This is a genomic window from Streptomyces sp. NPDC096339 (assembly GCF_044762985.1).
In the GTDB taxonomy this organism is placed as follows: Bacteria; Actinomycetota; Actinomycetes; order Streptomycetales; family Streptomycetaceae; genus Streptomyces.
In genome coordinates, this window is sequence record NZ_JBIWFI010000016.1 from 108,277 (window position 1) to 129,107 (window position 20,831).

Annotated in this window: 18 protein-coding genes; 5 read left to right on the top strand and 13 right to left on the bottom strand. The window is 64.3% G+C overall.

The genetic code is table 11. The features are described 5' to 3' along the window. Positions 1-50: 50 nt before the first annotated feature. The 3 genes from ACIQ5Y_RS21470 to ACIQ5Y_RS21480 are packed head-to-tail and all read right to left on the bottom strand — an operon-like array spanning position 51 to position 1,848. Complete coding sequence (locus ACIQ5Y_RS21470) at positions 51-584, bottom strand: hypothetical protein (protein WP_403882674.1); 534 nt, start codon at positions 582-584, stop codon at positions 51-53. Between the two features lie 34 nt (positions 585-618). Next, the gene (locus ACIQ5Y_RS21475) at positions 619-948 is read right to left on the bottom strand and encodes a transposase (RefSeq protein WP_403882544.1); all 330 of its coding nucleotides are present in this window, start codon (positions 946-948) and stop codon (positions 619-621) included. A gap of 51 nt (positions 949-999) precedes the next feature. Further along, positions 1,000-1,848, bottom strand: coding sequence for an aldo/keto reductase (locus ACIQ5Y_RS21480; protein ID WP_403882547.1), 849 nt, complete (start codon positions 1,846-1,848; stop codon positions 1,000-1,002). 592 nt (positions 1,849-2,440) lie between these two features. Here ACIQ5Y_RS21480 and ACIQ5Y_RS21485 point away from each other — a divergent pair. From ACIQ5Y_RS21485 to ACIQ5Y_RS21500, 4 genes are all read left to right on the top strand, one after another. Further along, complete coding sequence (locus ACIQ5Y_RS21485) at positions 2,441-3,919, top strand: helix-turn-helix domain-containing protein (RefSeq protein WP_403882550.1); 1,479 nt, start codon at positions 2,441-2,443, stop codon at positions 3,917-3,919. Further along, positions 3,916-4,791: a phosphotransferase gene (locus tag ACIQ5Y_RS21490; protein WP_403882553.1), complete on the top strand. Its 876-nt coding sequence runs from the start codon at positions 3,916-3,918 to the stop codon at positions 4,789-4,791. Before ACIQ5Y_RS21485 ends, ACIQ5Y_RS21490 begins: the two co-directional genes overlap by 4 nt. A gap of 67 nt (positions 4,792-4,858) precedes the next feature. Continuing rightward, complete coding sequence (locus tag ACIQ5Y_RS21495) at positions 4,859-5,677, top strand: GNAT family N-acetyltransferase (protein WP_403882555.1); 819 nt, start codon at positions 4,859-4,861, stop codon at positions 5,675-5,677. Positions 5,678-5,716: 39 nt separating this feature from the next. Next, a complete protein-coding gene (locus ACIQ5Y_RS21500; protein ID WP_403882557.1) occupies positions 5,717-6,562 on the top strand; it encodes a TauD/TfdA dioxygenase family protein in 846 nt (281 codons plus the stop codon). A gap of 91 nt (positions 6,563-6,653) precedes the next feature. On the opposite strand, the gene ACIQ5Y_RS21505 is transcribed toward ACIQ5Y_RS21500, so the two are convergent. The 9 genes from ACIQ5Y_RS21505 to ACIQ5Y_RS21545 form a co-directional block, all read right to left on the bottom strand. Continuing rightward, positions 6,654-7,046 (bottom strand): NUDIX domain-containing protein, encoded by a 393-nt coding sequence (locus ACIQ5Y_RS21505; RefSeq protein WP_403882560.1) that lies wholly within the window; start codon positions 7,044-7,046, stop codon positions 6,654-6,656. 294 nt (positions 7,047-7,340) lie between these two features. Further along, on the bottom strand, positions 7,341-9,842 hold the full coding sequence (gene leuS / locus ACIQ5Y_RS21510) for a leucine--tRNA ligase (RefSeq protein WP_403882563.1): 2,502 nt from the start codon (positions 9,840-9,842) through the stop codon (positions 7,341-7,343). Between the two features lie 208 nt (positions 9,843-10,050). Beyond that, positions 10,051-10,842: an HAD family hydrolase gene (locus ACIQ5Y_RS21515; RefSeq protein WP_403882566.1), complete on the bottom strand. Its 792-nt coding sequence runs from the start codon at positions 10,840-10,842 to the stop codon at positions 10,051-10,053. A 14-nt stretch (positions 10,843-10,856) separates the two neighbouring features. After that, positions 10,857-12,029 carry a hypothetical protein gene (locus ACIQ5Y_RS21520; protein ID WP_403882568.1) on the bottom strand — a complete coding sequence of 391 codons (1,173 nt, stop codon included), beginning with the start codon at positions 12,027-12,029 and terminating at the stop codon, positions 10,857-10,859. Between the two features lie 43 nt (positions 12,030-12,072). Further along, the gene (locus tag ACIQ5Y_RS21525) at positions 12,073-13,362 is read right to left on the bottom strand and encodes a nitroreductase/quinone reductase family protein (protein ID WP_403882571.1); all 1,290 of its coding nucleotides are present in this window, start codon (positions 13,360-13,362) and stop codon (positions 12,073-12,075) included. Continuing rightward, entirely contained in the window at positions 13,359-14,468 is a 1,110-nt protein-coding gene (locus ACIQ5Y_RS21530; RefSeq protein ID WP_403882573.1) for a hypothetical protein, read from the bottom strand. The genes ACIQ5Y_RS21525 and ACIQ5Y_RS21530 overlap by 4 nt, the downstream gene beginning before the upstream one ends. Continuing rightward, positions 14,468-15,577, bottom strand: a complete 1,110-nt coding sequence (locus ACIQ5Y_RS21535; RefSeq protein ID WP_403882576.1) for a DegT/DnrJ/EryC1/StrS family aminotransferase — start codon at positions 15,575-15,577, stop codon at positions 14,468-14,470. The genes ACIQ5Y_RS21530 and ACIQ5Y_RS21535 overlap by 1 nt, the downstream gene beginning before the upstream one ends. A 16-nt stretch (positions 15,578-15,593) precedes the next feature. Then, entirely contained in the window at positions 15,594-16,535 is a 942-nt protein-coding gene (locus tag ACIQ5Y_RS21540) for a hypothetical protein (protein ID WP_403882579.1), read from the bottom strand. Positions 16,536-16,555: 20 nt separating this feature from the next. Further along, a complete protein-coding gene (locus tag ACIQ5Y_RS21545) occupies positions 16,556-17,665 on the bottom strand; it encodes an FAD-dependent oxidoreductase (RefSeq protein ID WP_403882582.1) in 1,110 nt (369 codons plus the stop codon). Positions 17,666-18,149: 484 nt separating this feature from the next. Between ACIQ5Y_RS21545 and ACIQ5Y_RS21550 the strand changes: the two genes are divergently transcribed. Then, positions 18,150-18,908 (top strand): phytanoyl-CoA dioxygenase family protein, encoded by a 759-nt coding sequence (locus tag ACIQ5Y_RS21550; RefSeq protein WP_403882585.1) that lies wholly within the window; start codon positions 18,150-18,152, stop codon positions 18,906-18,908. Positions 18,909-19,194: 286 nt separating this feature from the next. Here the strand turns inward: ACIQ5Y_RS21550 and ACIQ5Y_RS21555 are convergent, their stop codons facing one another. Then, on the bottom strand, positions 19,195-20,670 hold the full coding sequence (locus ACIQ5Y_RS21555) for an RNA-guided endonuclease InsQ/TnpB family protein (protein WP_403882588.1): 1,476 nt from the start codon (positions 20,668-20,670) through the stop codon (positions 19,195-19,197). Positions 20,671-20,831 lie beyond the last annotated feature (161 nt).

The window sequence follows — 20,831 nt, forward strand, 5'->3', positions numbered from 1 at the left end:
ACGGCACCTGTGCCGGCCGCGTCTCCGTGGGCCTTGACCGCCGCGGCCCATCAGGCGGCATGGATCGCGGTGAACTTGCTGGCCGAGCAGGCCTGTTTGAGTGCAACGGTACAGGGGGAGACCCCGGTCTGGAGATCAGGGCCCGAGGGCTTGTTCTGCTTGAGCCGGTTGGAGGAGCGCTCGATGACGTAACGGCGCCAAGGGGCGGCGCGGCCGATCCGGCAGGGTGTCTCGATGCGTCGTTGGCGTCCGCTGATCTGGTCGATGCGTTCGGGGATCGTGCAGCCGATGTGGTGTCTGCGCAGGTAGGTGCGGATCTTCCCGGACGAGTAGCCCTTGTGCGCGATGACCCGCTCGGGGCGCAGGCGGGTGAGCTCGGGCCCGGTGCTCGCGACGCGGATGAGGGCGATGACGTTCTCGGCCTGGGAGTAGTCGTTGAGCGTGCCGCGGCCAGTACGAAGGTCAGGGGACGGCCGGGTCCGTCGCAGGCGAGGTGGATCCCGCTGGTCAGCCCACCGAGGGAGTGTCCGAGGGTCCGTTCGGTCGAGCCCCCGCTTGGTGGCGGCGCGCCGGTGGGCCCGCACGATCGTGGAGTCGATGGAGACCAGTCAGTCCACTTCACCCCTGTTCTGGGCGGCGGCCAGGAGACGGTCGAAGGTGCCGTCGGCGGCCCAGCGGGGGTTGCCTCCGTAGACGGTCTGCCACTGTCTGCCATGGTCCGAACCGGTCGGGATGGTCCCGCCAGGGCACACAAGCAGGGAACTTGAGCACGATGTCTTCCAACACCTGCCGGTGATCGCGCGATCGCCCGCAGGCCTGGCCTACGGGCGGCAACAACGCTGCGATCACCGCCCACGCAGCATCAGACGACTCGACTCCCCTCACCACCGGACCAACGATCCGTTGATCGGCCGGAGGGGAAGGGACGAAGCCTTCCAGCGTGCGCACGCCGGGGGCGTGTCTCCCCTCCCTCCCGCGGCAGGGTGGCTGGCATGCGCTCTACGAGTGCAGGCCGGGTTGTGTGACATCGGAGTCGATGGGCTGGCGATCGCCCTTGTCCAGGGCTGAGATTGCCCTCACCTCGTCTGGTGACAGGTGGAAGTCGAAGATCTCGATGTTTCGGTGAATCCGTGTCCGATTACTGGAGTTGGGAATGGTGACGAGGCCGAGTTCGATGTGCCAACGCAGCACGATCTGCGCCGGAGACCTGTCGTAGCTTTCAGCCAGATCGCGGATCACAGAGGTTGAAAGGAGGGTGCCGCTCCGGTCGAGTGGGCTCCAGGACTCCGTGACTATTGCCTTGGCTTCGTGGTAGGCGCGGAGCGATGGCTGCGTGGTTTGCGGGTGGAGCTGGATCTGGTTGACCGAGGGCGTGACTCCGGTCTCGGCTATCAGCCGGTCGATGTGAGCAGGTTTGAAGTTGGAGACGCCGATCGCACGGACGCGTCCGCTGTCCAGCAGCGTCTTGAACGCCCGCCACGTATCGACGTAGAGATCCTTGCCCGGGACCGGCCAGTGAATGAGATACAGATCCAGATAGTCCAGTCCGAGTTCGTCGAGACTCATGTCGAACGCGCGCAGTGCGGCGCTGAATCCGTGATCCACTCCATGGAGTTTGGTCGTCACGAAGATGTCTTCGCGGGGCAGGTCGGAGTGTCGGATTGCTCGTCCCACCGCACGTTCGTTGCCGTAGCTCGAAGCTGTGTCGATGAGCCGGTAGCCGGCATGGAGTGCAGTGGTCACTGCATCCTCGGCGTCATGGTGTTCCAGGGGCCATGTGCCGAAGCCTAGTTGGGGCATGACGATTCCGGTGTTCAGAGACAAGGTGGGGGCTGTGGGTGCATTCATGCGTCCTCCAGTCAGCGTGGCGGTGAAGGCAAGATGATCGTGCCGGCGGGGCCGAAGGAGATGTCGGCTGGTGCAGGCGCCGCCCCACGGTACTTCGTGTCACGCGCACTTGCGCCGCCGCGGACTATGGGGCGATGAACGGGTCGTGAGGAGCAACGCCCAAGGACTGTGGGAACGGTGTCGAGGAAACACAAGTAGGGCGTACCTTCCGGAATGGCCCCGTGGTGGTCATCGAGTAGGCAGACGGTGGCAGCAGAAACGGCTCTTTGAGGGTGAGGTCGATGCCCGCAGAGTGGAGTTGGCCGGTCCACGGGAAGGGAACGGGGGATCGCCCGGTGGCTGCAACGGTGACCACCAGTCGCAGGCAGTGGGCACCACGCTCGATGCGGTCTGGGCGCACCGACGACACCGCGAGGCTGGTTGCCTTGTCCGGCGGCTACTGGAGTCGTCCAAGGTGTGAAGCAGCGCACACCTACTCTTGAGTCGACAGTAGCCTTGATCGCGACGACCGAGCCGGCGGTATAACGAGAGTGATATTCCGTCCAAAGGGTCCGGCGTACGCTGACGCGCCCAGATGAGATGAGGGGGTGGGATGCCGAAGCACGTTCGCTCTTGCGCCGACTGCGGATGTCGCTTGAGTCTGTACAACAATGATGTGCTCTGCTCCACATGTGCACGGGAGGCGCATCTCAGAGTGTTGTCGGGCCCTCAAGTTCCTGATGTGGTGTGGAGAGATAACGAGGTCCAAGCAGCCATTGCAGCATGTGACTTCGGACGTGCCAGTCGCCTCATTCGCGCAAGGAGCGGTCTCCGGCAGGGCGACATGGCCACTCTCACGGGCTTGAGCCAGGGCTTCTTGTCCATGCTCGAGTCCGGTGCCCGGCGTTTGACGAACCTCGACAGGGTCGCGAGGTTCCTCCAGGGCATCGGTGCACCCGACGCACTGCTTCCCTCACCGTTGAGGGAGCACGTCGCCCAGTCATTCCTCGAGACGCTCCCCGTTCCGGAATCTGCTCCGGTGTCTTTGCCGTGGACGGATGACGGTCGGGAATCCGACCTGCAGGACTTGGCGGCTCAGGCCGCTGCACAGTCCTTACGCTTCGCCGAAGCGACTCTGCGGAGCAACGTGACGGAAGCATCGTTGGAGGGGTTGGCCCTCAAGATTGCGACGATCGCAACCGACTACGTCCACACCCCCCTGCACCCGCTGTTCACGGATCTCCTGTCGACCAGGGACCACATCTTCTCGCTGCTCGGTGGCCGCCAGCCTCCTCGCCAGACCCGAGATCTGTATCTTCTTGCCGGCACCAGCTGCCTGCTGCTCGCTCACGCTTCACAAAACCTGGGCGACCGGGATGCCGCCATGGCTCAGATTCAGACGTCCTGGACGTTCGCGGAGCAAGCTGATCACAATGATCTGAAGGCGTGGACCAAGGGCACCGCCGCGCTGATTGCCGAGTGGTCTCCTCAGCAGCGGATGGCACTCGAATACACTCGGCAGGCTGCAGAATTCTCGCCCGTGGGCGAAACCCGGATCAGGATGGCCGCCATCGAAGCCCGGGCCGCAGCCCGGATCGGTGACCGGGACAGGGCCCTTTCTGCTCTCCACGCTCTGCAGGAGGCTCGAGAGCAGCAGACCCCTGCAGGCGACCTCGGGCAGTTTGGAGGAATCCTTACATTCCCGAATGCGAAGCAGGAATATTATATCGGTGGCACGTATGCGCTACTCGGTGAAAACGCACTGGCAGAACAGCATGCCACCGAAGCGATCGCCATCTATGAGAATGGGCCGAAGGAGGCCCGCTCGTATGGTGACGAGGCCTTGGCACATCTTGATGTCGTCACAGCCCGTATCGCTGGTGGGGAGCTCGAAGGGGCCGACGAGCATCTCCAGCCCATCCTCGAACTGCCCCAGGATCTGCGCATACGGCAAATCGATCATGCCGTGCACCGCGTAGCCACTCTCCTCGAAGCTCCACGGCTCGCCCGAAGTCGCACAGCGCGTCAACTCGCAGATGCAGCACGTAGCTACCAGTCGATCGACACCACACCGAAGGCTGCACTCAAATGACAGTAACGGTCTCCCCCGAGTCCGCCGCCCGCAAGGCTTGCCGGGACTCCGGGCTACCGGACCGGTCCCTCGCGCATCTGCACGAGCATGCCACCGCGGTGTACGTCCTCCCCACCGAGGGCATCGTGGTCCGAGTCAGCCCCGCCGCACACCGGAGACGACTCGAAACCGCAGTGGCGCTGACCCGCTGCCTCATCGCGAACGGTTTCCCCGCCACGGAGCCGGCCGACATCCCCCAGCCGGTAACGAACGGCCCGTACACCGTCACCTTCTGGAAGTTCTACCCGCAACGGGAGCAAGGCGTGCCGTCGGCCGGGGATCTCGGCGAGCTGTTGCGCGCATTGCACGATCTCCGACTTCCGCCGATTGAACTCCCTGGCTATCGGCCGCTCGCATCGTTCCAGGCGGCCCTAGAAGTCAGCAGGTGCCTGACGACTGATCTCCGTGACTGGCTGACCGGGAGGATGAACGAACTGCTCGACGCCTACGACCAGCTGGACTTTCCGCTGGGCTACGGCCACATCCACGGCGACGCATACCCCGGCAACGCTCTGCGGGACGGCACAACAGTCCGTCTGGGGGACTGGGACGAGGTGGCCCACGGCCCGCGCGAGATCGATCTCGCCAATACATTCCAGGGCGTTCGATTCGGTCGCTCGGAGCGAGAGCTGAAGCATTTCTCTGACAAGTACGGCTATGAAATTCGCGAATGGCCAGGTCTGCTCGTTCTGTGCGATATCCGTGACCTGCACACCCTGAACTCGTACATTCGGAGAGCCGACCGAGGGGATAAAGTGGCCACAGAAGAGCTTTCCCACCGTATCTCCACGCTTCAAAAGGGCGCCAATCGTGCTCGTTGGACGGCAAGATGAGCCCAAAGAGACCCCTTCCGGGGGTGGATTTCCTACCTTGGCAGCCTCGAAATCAGAAGGAATGTAGATGCCTCGCGAACTAGGCTGGCTCACATCACTGGCCCTGCAAACTGATCTATTGATCCTTGGTAGTGCGGCGCAGACGGATGTCACCGATGCGTGTATCTCCGTACGTACCCCCTCGTTGCCGCAACTCCGTATCGGAAACGCGGTCCTGTTTCCGCAACCGCCCGGTCCTGAAGATGTGACCACTTGGATCAGGCGCCTGGAGCTGGAAGTCGGAGAATCTGCTGCGAAGTACGGGCGCATCGCATGGGAAGGCGGTCCGCCAACGAAGGACGTCTACCAGGACTTCAAGAGCGCCGGCTTCGAACCGTACGACAGCCTGAGCATGCAAGCCACTGCCCTGCGGGCACGGCCCGGTGGGGCGATCCTCCCTGTGAGGGCGGCGCGGTCGGACTCGGAATGGGGTGACCTCCTCGACTTCCATCTCCAAGCGAACCAGGTCGTGAGCCCCGGCGATCGAGAGTTCCTCGCAGCCCGCCTGGACCTGTACCGCAGTGAATCGGAGGCTGGAAACGGGGCCTGGTTCACCGCGTACGCGGACGGCCGTGTAGTCGGTTGCTGCGGGATCGCCCTCGGTGACGACCTGGCTAGGTTGCAGGGGCTGGAGACATCAACCGGGTATCGGCGGGCAGGGCTTGGCCTGTCCCTTGTCAAGGCTGCCTCCGAATGGGCATATCGACATGCCGGAACCCGGCGCCTTGTCTCCGTCGTAGACCCGGGCTACCACGCGCGCAGGCTGTTCGAATCAGTCGGATTCCAGGACCAAGACCTTGCTTGTGGCGTCGTTCCCATCGCTTCTTTCGTGTCACCTGCGGTCTGACGCCACCCCTGAATGCCAACAAACCGGAGAGGAATAGAAATGGCACAAAAGATCACGGGAAGCAGCTTCAACGTCGTCCCGTTGAACCCGACGATCGGCGGTGAGGTCACCGGATTGGACCTCAGGAAGCCGATGGATGAGGAGGTGAGGGCTGCCCTGCGGTCCGCTCTTCTGGATCGCAAGGTTCTCTTCATCAAGGAGCAGGATCTCAGCGTCGAAGAATTTGAGCGTTTTTGCCAGATATTTGGGGAATTGTTCGTCCATCCGACGATGCCGCAGCTGTCCGAGAGCCCGTACATCAACCCCGTGGCGACAGAGCATGGCCCCGCCAAGGACTGGCACATCGGCGGTCCATGGCGCAAGAACCCATTCGTTGCTGAACTCTTGCAACTCAAAATCACGCCGCCGGCAGGGGGTGACACGATGTGGGCTGACCTGCAAGCCGCCTACAGAGCCCTGTCACGCCCCATGCAACGCCTCTTCGATGAACTCACCGCTGTTTACCTGGGTGATCCTGCACAGTACTCGCCGACAACCCGAGCCAACGCGGGCGAGCGCCTCGAAGTCGAGCACCCTTTGGCGATCAATCACCCCGAAACCGGCGAACGTGGCCTGTACTACAGCACATCCGCCGTCCGCATCACCGGCCTGAGCGAGCTTGAGCAGGCCACGCTCAGGCGATTGCTTCTGGAGCACGCCACCCAGCCCCGGTTCGTGGTCCGGCACCGCTGGCAGCCAGGTGACATCGCGGTCTGGGACAATCGCGCGGTGTGGCACTCAGCGGTGGACGATTACGGCGATGCTCCCCGCCTCGGCTGGCACGCATCCGTGACCGCTGATTGGACCCCCAGTTCGCGCGCGGCGGCCGCAACGCGGTCGGAGTGATCCTGGAGTGAAGTCTGGTTGACGAGGGTCTCGCCGTCGTCAACCAGACCATCGGGGCGTTCAACGCTACTGATCGGGCTCCCGACGCAGGTTAGGACCCGAGAGCGGCGTGGTCTTGCGAGAAGAACCTCTGCATCGCCGCGGTATGCGCGGGGAAGGCGAGTTCCACAGCCTCGTCGAGCACGAGCCACTCCGTTGTCTCGGCCGTGGCCGCCGATGCGGGGAGGGACACTGCGTCACGTTCGGGTAGCAGGGCAAACAGGTCGAGGGTGTTGACCGTACTGCCGGCATCGAAGAGTCGGACACGATCCGCGGCAGCATCGAGCCCCGTCTCCTCCTTCAGCTCCCGGACGGCGGCCTGCTGCCAGGATTCGCCCACCTCTATGTATCCACCAGGAAGCGCCAACTGGCCGCGGCAGGGCTCGAGATCCCGCCGTACCACCACCAGTCCTCGCCTGCCGGCCTCGGTGATGACAGGCTGCACTGCGACTGCAACAGGCGCAGGATTGGCCCAGTTCGTCTCCCCGCATCCTGAACAGTCCCTGGGCCACTCGGTTCTTGCGGAGTAGGAAGTCCCGCAGTACGGGCAGTGCGTGACGCTCCGGCCCCGGGTGTATCCCATATCGAACTGTCCTTTCCTCGCCCACCCGACAGTTGGGCGGCATGGTCAAATCCGGCGCGATGCCCTCTGCCCTGTGCCATCAGACATGAGCCTTGGAACGCGTCTGCCCGCATGGGCGTGGACGCCATGCGGGCAGACGCTACAAGTCGGTACAGGTCAGCCGCGGGCCGGCACGAAGTTCACGAGCTTCGGAGCCCGCACGATCACCTTTGCCACGGCTGCGCCACCGAGAGCTGCTCGGACCTTCTCGGATTTCAGCGCCAGCTGCTCCAGGTCCTCTTCGCTGATGTCGGGGGAAACCTCAATGCGGTCGCGGAACTTACCCGCGACTTGAACAACGCAGGTCACCTGCTCCTCGACCAGAAGCGCAGGGTCCGCCTCCGGCCAGCCGGCCTTGAGTACAGAGGGCACCTGACCCAACCGGACCCAACTCTCCTCGGCTGTGAACGGGGCGATGCAGGCCAGCATGCGGACCAGTGCTGCAGCGCCCTCTTGGACGGCAGCATCCCCCGGACCCGGCTGCCGATCGACGGCCAGCCGGAGCATGTTGGTGAGCTGCATCAGGCGAGCGATGCCGACATTGAACCTCTTGCTGTCCATTGCCTGTGTGGTCTCGGCGATGAGTCGGTGAACCCCCCTGCGGAGCTCGAGGTCGCCCGTAGTGCCGACGGGCGCAGGGGCTGCGTTGCCGACGTCGCACGCCAAGCGCCAGACCCGTGCGAGCCACTTGACGGATCCAGCAGGCGACACATCCGCCCAGTCGATGTCGTCCTCGGGCGGGCTGGCGAAGAGCATCGTGACCCGCACCGCGTCCGGGCCGTGCTGGGTGATCTGCTCCTGGAGGTTCACCAAGTTGCCCAGGCTCTTGCTCATGGCCTTGCCGTTCATGATGACCTGACCCTGGTTGGTCAGGCGGGTGAACGGCTCGGTGAACGGGACCAGCCCGATGTCGTGGAGCGCCTTGGTGAGGAACCGGGCGTACATCAGGTGGCCGGTTGCGTGCTCCTTGCCGCCAATGTACTCGTCGACCGGGAGCCAAGCCGCGACACCTGTCGGGTCGAACGGGCCTTCTTCGTAGCCGGGGTTGGGGTACCGGAGGAAATACCACGAGGAGTCGACGAAGGTGTCCATCGTGTCGGTGTCCCGACGGGCCGTTCGACCGCATGAGGGGCAGTCGACCTTCACCCAGTCGGTGGCGGTCTCCAGAGGAGACTTGCCGCCCTCGGGGCGCAGCGTGTAGCCGGTCTCGGGAAGCTTGACCGGAAGTTGATCCTCCGGGACGGGGACCGCGCCACACGAGTCGCAGTAGACGATCGGGATCGGAGTTCCCCAGTACCGCTGTCGCGACAGGAGCCAGTCACGCAGACGGTAGGTGATGGCTCCCTTGCCGAGGCCTCGTTGCTCCAAGTCGGAAATGACAGCGGCGATGGCCTCGTCTTTGCGCAGTCCGTTGAGTGCGGCCGAGTTCATCAGCACACCATCACCGGCAGTCGCGATGCCGGTGTCGGCAGGGTCCGGCTCGCCGGTGTCGACAACAGCGCGGACGGGAAGGTCGAAGGCGCGGGCGAAGTTGAGGTCGCGCTGGTCGTGGGCCGGGACAGCCATGACAGCCCCGGTGCCGTAGTCAGCCAGCACGTAGTCGGAGGCGTACATGGGGAGCTTCTCCCCGCTGACCGGATTGACCGCGTAGCAGCCGAGGAACACGCCGGTCATGGGGCGGTCGATGGCCAGCCGCTCCATCTCGGCCTTGGAGACCAGGCCGGCCCGGTACTCGTCGAAGGCGGCCCTGTGTTCCGCGTCGCACAGTTCGTCGGCAAGTGCGGAGTCCGCGGCTACGACGAAGAACGTGGCCCCGTAGAGGGTGTCGGGCCGGGTGCTGAAGACGCGGACCGGCTCGTCGCGGCCTTCGACCTGGAAGTCGATGTGAGCACCGCTGGAGCGGCCGATCCAGTTCCGCTGCATGCTGAGGATCTCGTCGGGCCACTTGCCCTGCAGCTGGTCCATGTCGTCCAGCAGACGCTGGGCGTATTCCGTGGTGCGGAAGAACCACTGGGTCAGGTTGCGCTTCACCACGTCCGTGCCGCACCGCTCGCACTTGCCCTGGATGACCTGCTCGTTTGCCAGAACAGTCTCGTCGGTAGGACACCAGTTGACAGGGGCTTCCTTGCGGTAGGCGAGACCGCGCTCGAACAACTTCAGGAACAGCCACTGGTTCCATCGGTAGTACTCCGGGTCCGAGGTGTGGAACCTGGTGCGCCAGTCGAAGGAGATGCCCAGACGCTCGAACGACTCCGCCTGGATGTCGATGTTTCCGTAGGTCCAGTCGCGAGGGTCGAGGTTCCGCTTGCGGGCTGCGTTCTCGGCGGGCAGGCCGAAGGAGTCCCACGCGATGGGGTTGAGGACCTGCTGGCCGCGCATCCGCGCGAAGCGGGCCATCGTGTCGCTGATGCTGTACACCTCGGCGTGCCCCATGTGGAGGTCGCCAGAGGGGTAGGGGAACATGCTGACGACGAGGGTGCGCTTCTCGTCCTTCGGGCTTGCAGGCGTTAGCTCCTCCGCCTCGAAGAGTCGCTCTTCCCGCCACAGCCGAAGCCACCTGTCGATGCCGGCGTGGGGGTCGTAGGTCTCCCGGGCGGTGGACCCTTGCTCGTCAGCCATCTGTTCCAGTCCTTGTTGCGGAAAGTGATGAGTCCGTCCGGACTCGTGTGTTGGTCTTGGCTGGGTGTGCTCCGGAAATCACAGTTCGACCCAGCCGTCGCACGGATAGGATATCGCGGCCCACCTCGCTGAAAGGGCGTCATTATGGGCAGCCCTACCGGGTGCTGGGCGCGCGTCGGGGCCAAGCGTCCACGGTGTGAGATGGGGATCAGCCGCGAGGCCTCTCCAGAGCGTGTAGAGCGGGTAGTACCGCCTCGGTCGAAGACACGGGGGTAACCAGCGGATGCTGGTCTCTGCCTGGGGGTGACTGATCGGTGATCCAGACGGCCGGCACCTTGCAGGCCAGTGCACCGAGGACGTCACGGTCGTAGGTGTCGCCGACCATGATCGCCTCTTCGCGCCGGCCGCCCGCGCGCTCGATCGCGAGGGCGACAGCTCGTGGATCCGGCTTGGCGAACCCTGCCTCGGTAGAGATTACAAGATCACGAACGTGTTCCAGCAGGCCCGAACGTTCGAGCTTGCGTCGCTGCCCGTCTCCCGGACCGTTGGTCAGCACGACGAGGCGCCGCTCTTCTTGTACGAGCCTCCCGGTCAGTTCTGCGGCTCCGGGAAGAAGGCGTACGTTCTGGTGACGATGGTTCGCATAGCTGATGCCGACGGTTTCGGCCAGTGCCCGGTCGGAAACCCCGACCCTTTCAAGCGAAAGCCTCCAAGCAGCCCGTCGGAACGCCGGCAGCCACGCCCGTAGCCGGTCCAGAGCCGGGACGGCCCTCTCGAAGTCCTCTGAGAGCCCGTCCCATGCCGATATCCCGAACATGTCGCTGAGTGGGTCGATCCAGGTTGCCTTCCACCAGAGTCTCTGGGCAGTCACCCGAGCCGTGTGCGCGAACCGGTCGGCGTCGATACCGGCACGCTCGTGGACGACCCGCCCTGCGGCCAGGAATGACTGATCGACGGTTCCCCGCTCGTCGATCAGGGTCCCGTCCAGGTCCAGGATCACCACCTCTCTGCGTCTCAACGCGTGCGCAGCCTGTCCAGCCAGGCTGCGACCCCGGGGATCACGGCCTCGTAGCGAAGGTCCTCCGCGAATGCCGCCGCGGCCTTGCGCATCTTCGCCGCGGGTTCATCCTGCAAGCAGGAGAGCATCGCTGCCGCGACATCGTCCGCGGACAGGGAAGCAGTCGTCACACCGAACCCGTGTGCAGACACGAGGTCGCCCAACGCACCCCTGCGCGGGGCTACGACAGGAAGCTGGTAGAGCGCTGTCTCGCGAAGCCTCATGGGCGGGCAGAGGTCCCACAGCACGTGAGGTTCGTACAGGCAGAGCGAGGCCCGCGCCGTCTCCATGACCGCAATCCGGTCCGCCAGGGACAGGCCGCCCTGGCAGAAAGTGACTTGGCGGCCGAGGCGGGGATCCGCAGCCACAGCCTCTTGGACGGCTCGATAGGCCGCGGTCGGGGTGCCGCGCTGCGGGTACAGGAACCACAAGGACGCGTTGCGCCCCGCATCCAAAAGGGAACTCAACCCCCGTACGGCGGTCACCGGGGAGTAGTGGTTCCACAGGCCCCCGTTCCACACGAAGTCGGGACCCAGAGCAGCCGGCTCAGCCGACCTCTTCAACCCCGTCCGCTCGTTTCTGTCGCTGAAGCCCACCGGAAGCAGCCACATGAGATCGTCGAGCGACATGTCCCGGCCTGGCTCGAGGAGAACGTCGGGCCGGCAGGTGGTGAGCATCCCTGTCAGCACCTGCTTCTCCACCTCACTGGCCACGAGGTATCCATCGGCCGATCGCAGACGCGTCAGATATTCGTCTAGCAGCTCACTGTATTCCGCCGATCGATCGCTTGAATTGTGCACTCGCTGGTAGGTCGTGTACTCCAGGGCCCATACGATCGCATCGAATATGCAGGTCACCCCGGCTTCCTTGAATCGCCCGATGACATCTGTGGGGGTTGCAAATCCGTAGAGGTAGATGTCCCGCCCCTTCTTCGGGGTCGGGACGATCTCCTCGCTCCTGACCTGCCAGGGAACTCCGGCCCAGGTCTCCAGGACGTCCACGTGTGGTACGTCGGGCGTGAGTACCAACACTTCCTCGTATTTCGCCAGGGCGGAGGCGAGCTCCCAGGCCCTGAGGCCCACACCGTTCAGACCTGACGACATTTCCACGCCGAAGTCGACGTACAACACTTGGAGCCCCTAGCTTCGAATGCGTATGACCTATGGGTGGCGACTACCCGGCTATTTTCTGCAAACGCACCACCGGTATCACGCGGGATGTGCTGGCTTCATAGCGTGCGTACTCAAAATCGCGCGACACTTGCTGGGCGTAAATCCGATCGCGTTCCTCGCCCGAAAGGTCGACCGCGATTGCTTCGAAGGTTCGGGAGTCGATCTCCACGGTGACCTTCGGGTTGCCTCGAACGTTGTGATACCAATCCGGGGTCTTGTCGTTTCCGCCGTTCGAGGCGAAGACGAAGAGATCATCGCCGTCACGCGCGTAGGCCAGGGGTGTGGTGCGGGGCTGCCCGCTGCGTGCACCGGTGGTCGTGAGGAGGAGGATCTCCCACGATTCCCGGACGCCGCCCAGTCGCCCTCCGTTGGCCCGGAACTCCTCTATGAGCCGGGCTTGCCGGAGGCGGCCGTCGGCGCTCCGTTCACCGGAGGCGTCCGTGCCGAAGTGTGCGGGAAGCCCGTCGCTGAGGATGTCCGGCAGGTACTTCCCCGTGGCGGTCGTCGCGGGCAGCGTGAGTCCGAGACGCTTGGCGTAGGTGAGGGCGAGCGCAATCTCGCGGGCGGTCCGGTCCACGAAGGGATGACTGCCGATCCCCGCAACCAGCGCGTCGTCGTCCTTCTTGCCCCAGTGCTCGAGCACCCAGCTGCTGCCGGTGCTGGAGCGAACCCCGTCCAGCAGGGCTTCACGCGGCACGCCGGCCGCAGCAGCAATGTGCGCCACCTCCAGCATCGCCAGACGGTTGGAGTGAAGGAGCAGGTTGTTGCAGAGTTTGAGGACCATGCCGGCACCGACCGGGCCCGCGTGGACGATGTTGTTGCTGTACAGGTGGAGCGCCCGTCGTGCTTCTTCGATGGTCTCGGCATCACCTCCGACGAACAGGGTGAGGACGCCGTCACGCATGGAGCCGCGCCCGCGGCTCATGCCCGCGTCGATGAGCGTGACATCGTGGTCGGAGAGCTCGCTGGAGAGCGCCGTGCACGTCGCCGGGTCTACCGTCGAGTGGACGATCACGATGGTTCCCGGGCGTGCGGTCTCGATGAGTCCCCGCTCCCCGAAGATCACCTCCCGCACCTGCTCGTCGGTGTGCACGATGACGAGCACGACGTTGCAGCGCTCGGCGGCGTCTGCGGGGTACTGGGCGCGCTCGAAGTACGGGGAATCGAGATCCTCCATTTCCGGATCCATATCGACGCCGACCACTCCATGGCCGACGGAGAGGATCCGACGGGCGATCGTGCCGCCCATCTCACCGAGGCCGATCACGCCAATCGGTCGATCGCTGTTCATCGAGTCACTCCTTTGTGGGTGGCGTGGAGGGGCCGGGCGATGGCCTCCTGAGCCGATGGCGTGCCGGCGGCTCGGGCGAGAAGTTGGTGCCATTCGTCGAGGACGCTGTCGAGGCTGCCATCACCAACAGCACTACTGGGCCTACGAAGGGTGTGGGGCCAGGAGCTCTCCCAGAACTGGCGGACCACGGGTGGCATACGGTGGAGCTTCTCCGTCCGTACCTTTTCCGGGTCTAGGCAGAACAGGGTGGAGCGGTCTTCCGCACGAGCCATGCGGCCCGTTCCCGTGATCGACGGCGATGGCACGTGAGCGAGGTGGTCGATCCGGCCCTGGGCCCCGGTTGCTGTCGATACTGTCCGAGCCGCCCTGATGGCTTTGGCCTGATGGAGATTCTCGGCGACCACGACGTGCTGGACTTCGAGGCCGCCGACCAGCTCCGACAGCACAGACGGCAGGTATGTCACGATGCTTCGCTGGTACTGGCGAAGTCGGGCCGCACCGGGCGGATTCTGCCCGGACTGTGAGGGCCGGATCGTGTACAGGTCGTCCAGGTCCTTCACTGCGACCAGGCCGCTGATGGCATCCACGGCGGTGTCCAGCGTCGCCGACACCGCGTCTGAGTCCGTTCGGATCAGTATGGGTGGGCGCCCGTCCGGAATACAGGCGGCGATGCTGTTGACGAAGGCTTCGAGCCCGTCACCGAAGCGGCGCCACGCGTCAATGCCGATCGATGGGTCGCTGACGATGATCTCTTCACCGATCGGCAGGAACAGAACACAGGGCACTTGGGCCCATGCCGCCAGCAGCAGCGGCTGCACAGTATCGGCTACGAACTCGGCCCGCAGCCGGTCAAGTTGCGCGTCGGTGTTGGTGAGGCAGGCTCCGCCTACCACGACTGAACGGCCGCTGACCGGCGCCTTGAACTGAGGGTTCACGGCGAAGGCCATGCCGGCCTTCACCGGACCGTATTCGACCAGGTCTTGGGTCTCGGTGGCAGAGATGAGTCCGAGCTCGTCGAGGAGCCACGCGCCCGATCGCCTGTAGACGCCGCGTAACACACGATCAGCCATCCGCTCGCCCATCGTGTCTTCGCTGGTTCCGGACATCAGGCTGCCGAGCTCACGTAGGAGGCGATGGTCTCACTGATGAAGTCGACCTCGCCGTCACTGAGTTCCGGGTACACCGGGATGGAGATGACTTCGGCTGCCACCTCGGCGGCACGGCCGAAGCTGTGCGCCCGCAGAGCGTGCCCTTCGAATGCGGGCTGGTCGTGCAGCAGCCATGGGTAGCACACCAGGGTGCCGACTCCTTCGTCGGCAAGGTGCTTACGCAGCCCGTCGCGGTCCGGGACTCGGATCGTGTACTTGTGGTAAACGTGTGCCTCGGTCTCGGTGGCCGCAGGCGTGACGACGTCCGGGGACGAGGCAAAGTTCGTCGTGTAACGAGCGGCGATCTCCCGCCGCCGGGCTATCCATGAGTCCAGGTAGGGCAGCTTCGCCGACAGCAGGCCGGCCTCGAAGGGATTCAGCCTGCTGTTGATGCCCATGCGCGTGTGACGGAAGCCCCCGGCATTGCCGTGGCCGCGCAGGGAGCGGAGGCGAGCGGCGACCTCCTGGTCATTGGTGAGCACGGCTCCGCCGTTGGAGAAGCTGGAAAGGTGCTTCGACCAGTTGAAACTGATTGCGGAGGCAGTGCCGAAGGATCCGACGAGCTGGCCGCCGCTTCGGGCGCCGAGAGCCTGAGCAACGTCCTCGACGATGGCGATCGAGTGCTGGTCCGCGATCTGCTGGAGTGCCGACATGTCGATGGCCTCGCCGAAGAGGTGGACCGGCACGATGGCCGCAGTCTTCGGCGAGATGGCGTCGCGGACCGCGTCGAGGTCCATGACCATCCGGTCGGGTGCCACATCGACGAACACCGGCGTGAAGCCCGCCATGATGATGCTCGCGGCGGTGGCGTAGAAGCCGAAGTCGCAGGTGATGACCTCCGCACCGGGCGGTGCGTCCAGAGCGCGGAGAGCGATGATGAGCGCGTCGGTGCCTGAAGCGACAGCAACGGCGGACCCGACCTGGCAGTAGTCGGCCAGCATGCCCTCGAACCTCTCGACCGTCTGGCCGAAAGCGGTGTCGTCCTTGAGGTCGATGGCACCGAGAGACTCGGATATCACCTCCGAGAGCTCGTCGTGCTGCCTGCTGTTGGAGTGGAACGGGATCACTGCATTGCTCCTTCGGTCAGATGCTTGTGGCCAGTGAGACTTCAGCCTGCTTTACGCGGTCGACAACCAGCTGCCGGAGCACCTGGCAATCGGCAAGGTCACGGGAGAGCCGGGGATCAGAGCTCACCGCCGCTTGCGCCTTCTGCAGGAACTCGCGCCAGGGTCCCTCGATTTCGGTTCCGTACAACCCCAGGAGCCGCCGCCACGACTTCTCGTACGCAGTGACCGAGATCAGCCACTCCTCAAGGGTCCTGCGGGGTGTGTGGCCGCAGGGCAGGTGACTCGTAGCACGGATCGTGCGGCCGACGGCAAGCGCACTGGCTGACAGACTCGGCCCGATGAGGGTGCCGAGGTCCAGGGCCGTATCGATGGCGCGCTCGAAGGCCGGACGGCGAGCCAGGGTTCCGCCGGCCCCTCCTTGGATGTACGGCTTGTTCACGACGCCCCACGCACGTTCCAAGGTACGTATGAACTTCTGAGAGCTCGGGGTCTCCCACATCTCGCAGTGCTCGTGGACAACCATGCCGCTGATCGCGTCGAGGCTCGGCTCGGTGGCGAGGACGCGCTCCAAGTACTCCCAGTGGGCGGTGCCGTGCAGGACCGCATCCGCATCCAGGAAGCCGACCAGGTCCTGCCTGGCGGCCAGATGTGTGGCGAGCCCGATGCCTTCCTGGACGGCTCGGATGTAGCCGACATCATCAGGGATGATGGCCACAGCGAGTAGGGCGGGCTCCCCGCTGAATTCCTTGATCACGAGATCCGGGTCCACGGCGGGCTCACGAGTGCCGTTGAAGACGAGGATGTGGAGGGTCTGTGTGTGGGGGCGCGCCTCCGAAGCGGCGCGCAGGCTGGAGGCTATGGCCGGCCTCGGATCGTGATCCGGTCCGACCGGCACCACGATGGGAATGGCCGAACTCAGCGTCTCGCGTTGGGGAATGTGCAGCAATTCTACGGTCATGCCTGACCCCTTCTCTCGGATCAGCGGGCTTCGATGATGCGGCGTGCTGCGTCAAGGCCCTGTCGAATGGCTTGGTCCATGTTGATGTAGCTGTAGGTGGCGAGACGTCCGGCAGCCACGAGCGGATTCCGCGTGTCGGCAGAAAGCTTCGCCTCGTAGGCGAGTTGAAGCGCCCTGTTGGTCCCGGCGCTGTCGGGAACCGGGTAGTGCTTCGCCGGCGCGCCGGGGTACTCGCGCATGACAACGGTTCCGGGAGTGTCGTGAAGCTTCTCCAGGGCCCACTTGGTCTCGATGGTCCTGGTCCATGGGATGGACAGGTCTGGTTCGTTCACCACCATCGATGCCTGGGCGAGTCGGACATCCGGAATGAACTGGCTTTCAAGACGGACACCGCGCCATTCCAGCGGCCCCAGTTCACCGGTGAAGAAGTCGTCCAGCGCCGAGGTGACCACGACGGGCTCACCAGGAGACGTCAACTCCTCAAGGTCGGCGTAGGTCACATCTTGCCCGAGATTGATCCCTGCGGGTTCGAGGAGAGCTTCCACGAGGTCGGCGTACCCGCGCTCCGGCCACCCTTGATGGGGATCACGGAACAGTCCTCGGTATCCATCGGAGCGGAGTTCAACCCGGTTGGCTGCGACGGATGCCGAGAGTGTCTCGGGGTCGCGCCCCCACTGCTTCTGCGTGTAGTTGCGAACGCAGAGGTTGTAAAGGGTCTCTCCCATGATCGACCGGCAGTGGGTCTCGAAGTTGGTCGAGTCGGGTCGGTGTGGCAGTGACGCCAGTTCCTTCTCCACCTCCGGCCATTCCTCGAGCCGGGAAAGTTCGCTCCGCTGGAGCGGCCAGCTCAACTGGTGGGAACGCACACGGATCGTGACGCGGTGCTCGTACGGCACGAAGTCCGTAAGGCCGTTCACCAGTTGCCACACTTCGGTGTCGTGCGTGTGGAAAATGTGCGCTCCGTGCGGCTCGTAGGGAATGCCTCTGAGCCACTCGCTCCGCACATGCCCGCCGACCACGTCAGCTCGTTCGTAGACGCGAACTCGGTAGCCGTGGCGGGCCAGTTCCCACGCTGCGGTTGCACCGGTCAGGCCGGCCCCGATGATGGCGCAACTCTTGGATGCACTCATCGCGCTCCACCCGACTCGCCCGTAGGAGCGGCCCCTTGGCTGATCTCCGTGGAGGCATGGCCGAATCTATGCCCCTTGATGTGAGTGAGGTCCCCACAGGCCACCAGTGTCGTCATGCGTAGCAATGCCCGATTCTCCCCTTTGGTGCGGGTTCATTCACTCATGTCGTACGTACCGCTGCTGATCAAGGTTCTGAGGTGCGAGCTTACGAGGATGAGCGTCTCCACTCCAGACAAATTTGATCAAGAAACGCTGTTGATGTGATCCAGGTTGAGGTGGCGCTGGGCTCTCGTTCATGCGGCGCGCCCCGAGAGCATGGCCAGCCAGCGTGCTGCCAACTGGCCGCACCCGCCATCACGTTGGTGATATCACTTGCGTGATAACGGACTTGGGCAGACTCACACAGGATGGCCGCCGGACACGTTCAGGGCGCCCTGGGCACCGACGTGTAGACCGTCGCCGACCCGAGGGGGAACCTCCAACAGTGGACACGACTCAAGCGATGGGTGATCTCGGTGTGACCGGCGATCTGCTCGACAAGGAGACATCTCGCCAACTCGACGAGAGGGGCTTCGTTGTTCTCCGCGACCTCCTGTCGGTCCATCAAGTGGAGGAACTGCGCCGTCGGTTGGTCGATCTCCTGGCCGAGGAAGGCGAGAGCGCCGGCACTGAGGTCAACAAGGAGCCAGGTACCGAACGCGTCTCGGACCTGGTCAACAAGGGGGGAGTGTTCGAAGTCTGCTTCACTCACCCTCTCCTCCTTGCCGCGGTACATCGCGTGCTGGGGGAGTTCAAGCTGTCATCGTTGAGCAGTCGTTCGCCATCGACCAGCCAGGGTGATCAGCCGTTGCACGCCGACTGGGGCGGAACCGCACCGGAGCCGGGTGACTACCAGGTCTTCAACTCCATATGGGTGCTGGACGCCTTCACGGTTGACAACGGGGCGACGCGTGTCGTGCCCGGATCGCATCTCTGGGCACAATCTCCTGCCGACGTGATGATGGATCCGACAGCTCCTCATCCTGCAGAGGAGCTGGTCCTGGCGCCGAGTGGTTCCCTCGTTATTTTCAACGGGCACCTCTGGCACGGCGGTACGAGGAACCGTAGTGGCAGGCCCCGGCAGGCCCTCCACTCCTACTTCACCCGGCGATCCAATGCGCAGCAGCTCGACCAGGCTGCGTTCGCGCGCGCAGAGACGCTGGCACGCCTGAGTCTCGCCGCTCGGTTCATCCTCGACGTCTAGTGATGCTTTGTCAGGTCCTGTTCTAGGTATGTCAGGTGGAGGGTTTGGGGCGATGGCGGGCGAGGCGGGTCCGCAGTAGTGCGAGGTGCGAGCTCATCGCCGCTTTCGAGTCCTTGCGTCAGGTCACGGTCCAGACGCCGCTGCAGCCCGTGGCCGGCATGTGCTCATGCGAAGCTAGGGGTGCTGGGAGTGGACCCAGTGGATTGGTCGTCCCGACTGTCGGAGCCGACTCCGGTCCGCATGAGGACCGGCTTGTACTCCGAACAGCGTGAGGGACGCCGCGAGATCACTCTCGCGGGGTGGCACCAGGACTTTGCAGCCTGGTGTCTTCTCGGTTCAACGCTGCGCGCCCCAAACCCGAACGGGAATAGGGTCTTACCGCACCTCCACGAGCATTTATCGTCTCCCCGGTACCCTGGGTGACGTTTCCGATAGCCCGACGGCCGGCACGCATGATGTTGCGTGCCGCATTTCGCTGCCGGGCTATGTCCAGACCGCAATCGCGACAGGTGAACTTGCTGTCCAAGACGGTCACGCGTGAGTTTTGCGTGCCGCATCTCGAGCAGATCTGATGCACGGGTTCATCTGGTGCGAGAGTTATCAGGGTGGCTCCGTACCAAGGAGCCTTGTAGGAGAGTTGGCGCTTTACTTCTCCCAATGAGGCATCTGACAGGCGCCTGTTGAAAAGAGAATCGCTCTTGGTCCCCCGGCGCGGACGATTGGGTGCTGTCGTTCCCTGGGCGATCATGCCCCGGACGCTGATGCCCTCGATGGCAATGTGCGAGAAGCTGGACGTGAGACGCCTCGTGAACCTGTGAAGGTCTGTCGCTCGACGCTCGGCGATTTGGTGATGGATGCGCGCGAACTTGCTTGCCGCCTTCGCTCGCCGCGCTGACCCTTTGGCTGTCCGGGACAAGGCGCGCTGGGCCTTCACCAAGCGATCCATGGATTGATTCAGTCGCCGCGGATGCTCCACCACCGTGCTGCCAGGATCGTCTTGATGCAGCCGATCGGACAGGACGGCAAGGTATGTCGATCCGAGATCGACACCAACTAGCCCACCGGCGCGTTGGCGAGTGGTAGGTCGCTGTGGGAGCTCTTGCCGGACCTTGCACAGGACCGATGCGTTCCAACGGTTCCCGGTGCGTGACACCGTCACGGACTGGATCACTGCCCCATCCCGGGCGATGAGGCGCGCAAGGGGCTTTCCCGAGCCATGGAGCCGTACCTCGCCGAACTTGGGCAGGTTGAGCCTCCGATAGCCCACCAGGCGGATGGACGGACGCTTCGCGTCATGGTGCAGTCGGAAGGAGTCGCGACAACGGCCCTTCCTCCTGTAGCGGGGGTACCCTACCCTGGGCCCATTGCGATCCCCGCGGAAGGATGTGAGCCAGTTCCGCCAGGACGTATCCGCGTCGATGAAGCCCGACTGGAAACAGTAGTTGTTGACCTCTCGCCACCACGGGCAGGAGCCGTCCAAGTCGTGCCGACTGTCGCCTCTTTCAGCGACCCATGCCTTCTGGATGGCCGGCTTTGAAGGTATCGAGATCTTGACCCTCTTGCGGGCCTCCGGCTCGGAGATCCCGGACTCTACGAGGGCGCACACCTCAGCGCGCCACTGCTGGTGCGCCGCTTGTTTGATGCCCATCGCATGGTTGAAAGCCCACCGGGCCGCCCCGGCGTATCGAGCGAGGTTGATCAACTGGGCACTGGAGGGATCCAGGGCGAAGCGGTAGGCGCGCAAAACCTCTTGTGTCCCCATCGCCCCACCTCGATGCCCGGCTGTGCTTGAGACTGGATCATACTGCGCCTCGTCCTGGGCGAGGCCGCCTACAGCAGCAAGTTGCTCGGGGGAGCGTGCAGCAACAGTGTGCCTACGGGTGCAAGTTCATGCGGGCCGCAACGCTGGGCCTCTGTAGGCGG

Bases quoted from the DNA above. Each gene is read 5' to 3' on its own strand.
- ACIQ5Y_RS21485 (WP_403882550.1), top strand. From the start codon at position 2,441: ATGCCGAAGCACGTTCGCTCTTGCGCCGACTGCGGATGTCGCTTGAGT.
- ACIQ5Y_RS21540 (WP_403882579.1), bottom strand. From the start codon at position 16,535: ATGACCGTAGAATTGCTGCACATTCCCCAACGCGAGACGCTGAGTTCG.
- ACIQ5Y_RS21495 (WP_403882555.1), top strand. From the start codon at position 4,859: ATGCCTCGCGAACTAGGCTGGCTCACATCACTGGCCCTGCAAACTGAT.
- ACIQ5Y_RS21500 (WP_403882557.1), top strand. From the start codon at position 5,717: ATGGCACAAAAGATCACGGGAAGCAGCTTCAACGTCGTCCCGTTGAAC.
- leuS (WP_403882563.1), bottom strand. From the start codon at position 9,842: ATGGCTGACGAGCAAGGGTCCACCGCCCGGGAGACCTACGACCCCCAC.
- ACIQ5Y_RS21530 (WP_403882573.1), bottom strand. From the start codon at position 14,468: ATGTCCGGAACCAGCGAAGACACGATGGGCGAGCGGATGGCTGATCGT.
- ACIQ5Y_RS21555 (WP_403882588.1), bottom strand. From the start codon at position 20,670: ATGGGGACACAAGAGGTTTTGCGCGCCTACCGCTTCGCCCTGGATCCC.
- ACIQ5Y_RS21545 (WP_403882582.1), bottom strand. From the start codon at position 17,665: ATGAGTGCATCCAAGAGTTGCGCCATCATCGGGGCCGGCCTGACCGGT.
- ACIQ5Y_RS21490 (WP_403882553.1), top strand. From the start codon at position 3,916: ATGACAGTAACGGTCTCCCCCGAGTCCGCCGCCCGCAAGGCTTGCCGG.
- ACIQ5Y_RS21480 (WP_403882547.1), bottom strand. From the start codon at position 1,848: ATGAATGCACCCACAGCCCCCACCTTGTCTCTGAACACCGGAATCGTC.
- ACIQ5Y_RS21525 (WP_403882571.1), bottom strand. From the start codon at position 13,362: ATGAACAGCGATCGACCGATTGGCGTGATCGGCCTCGGTGAGATGGGC.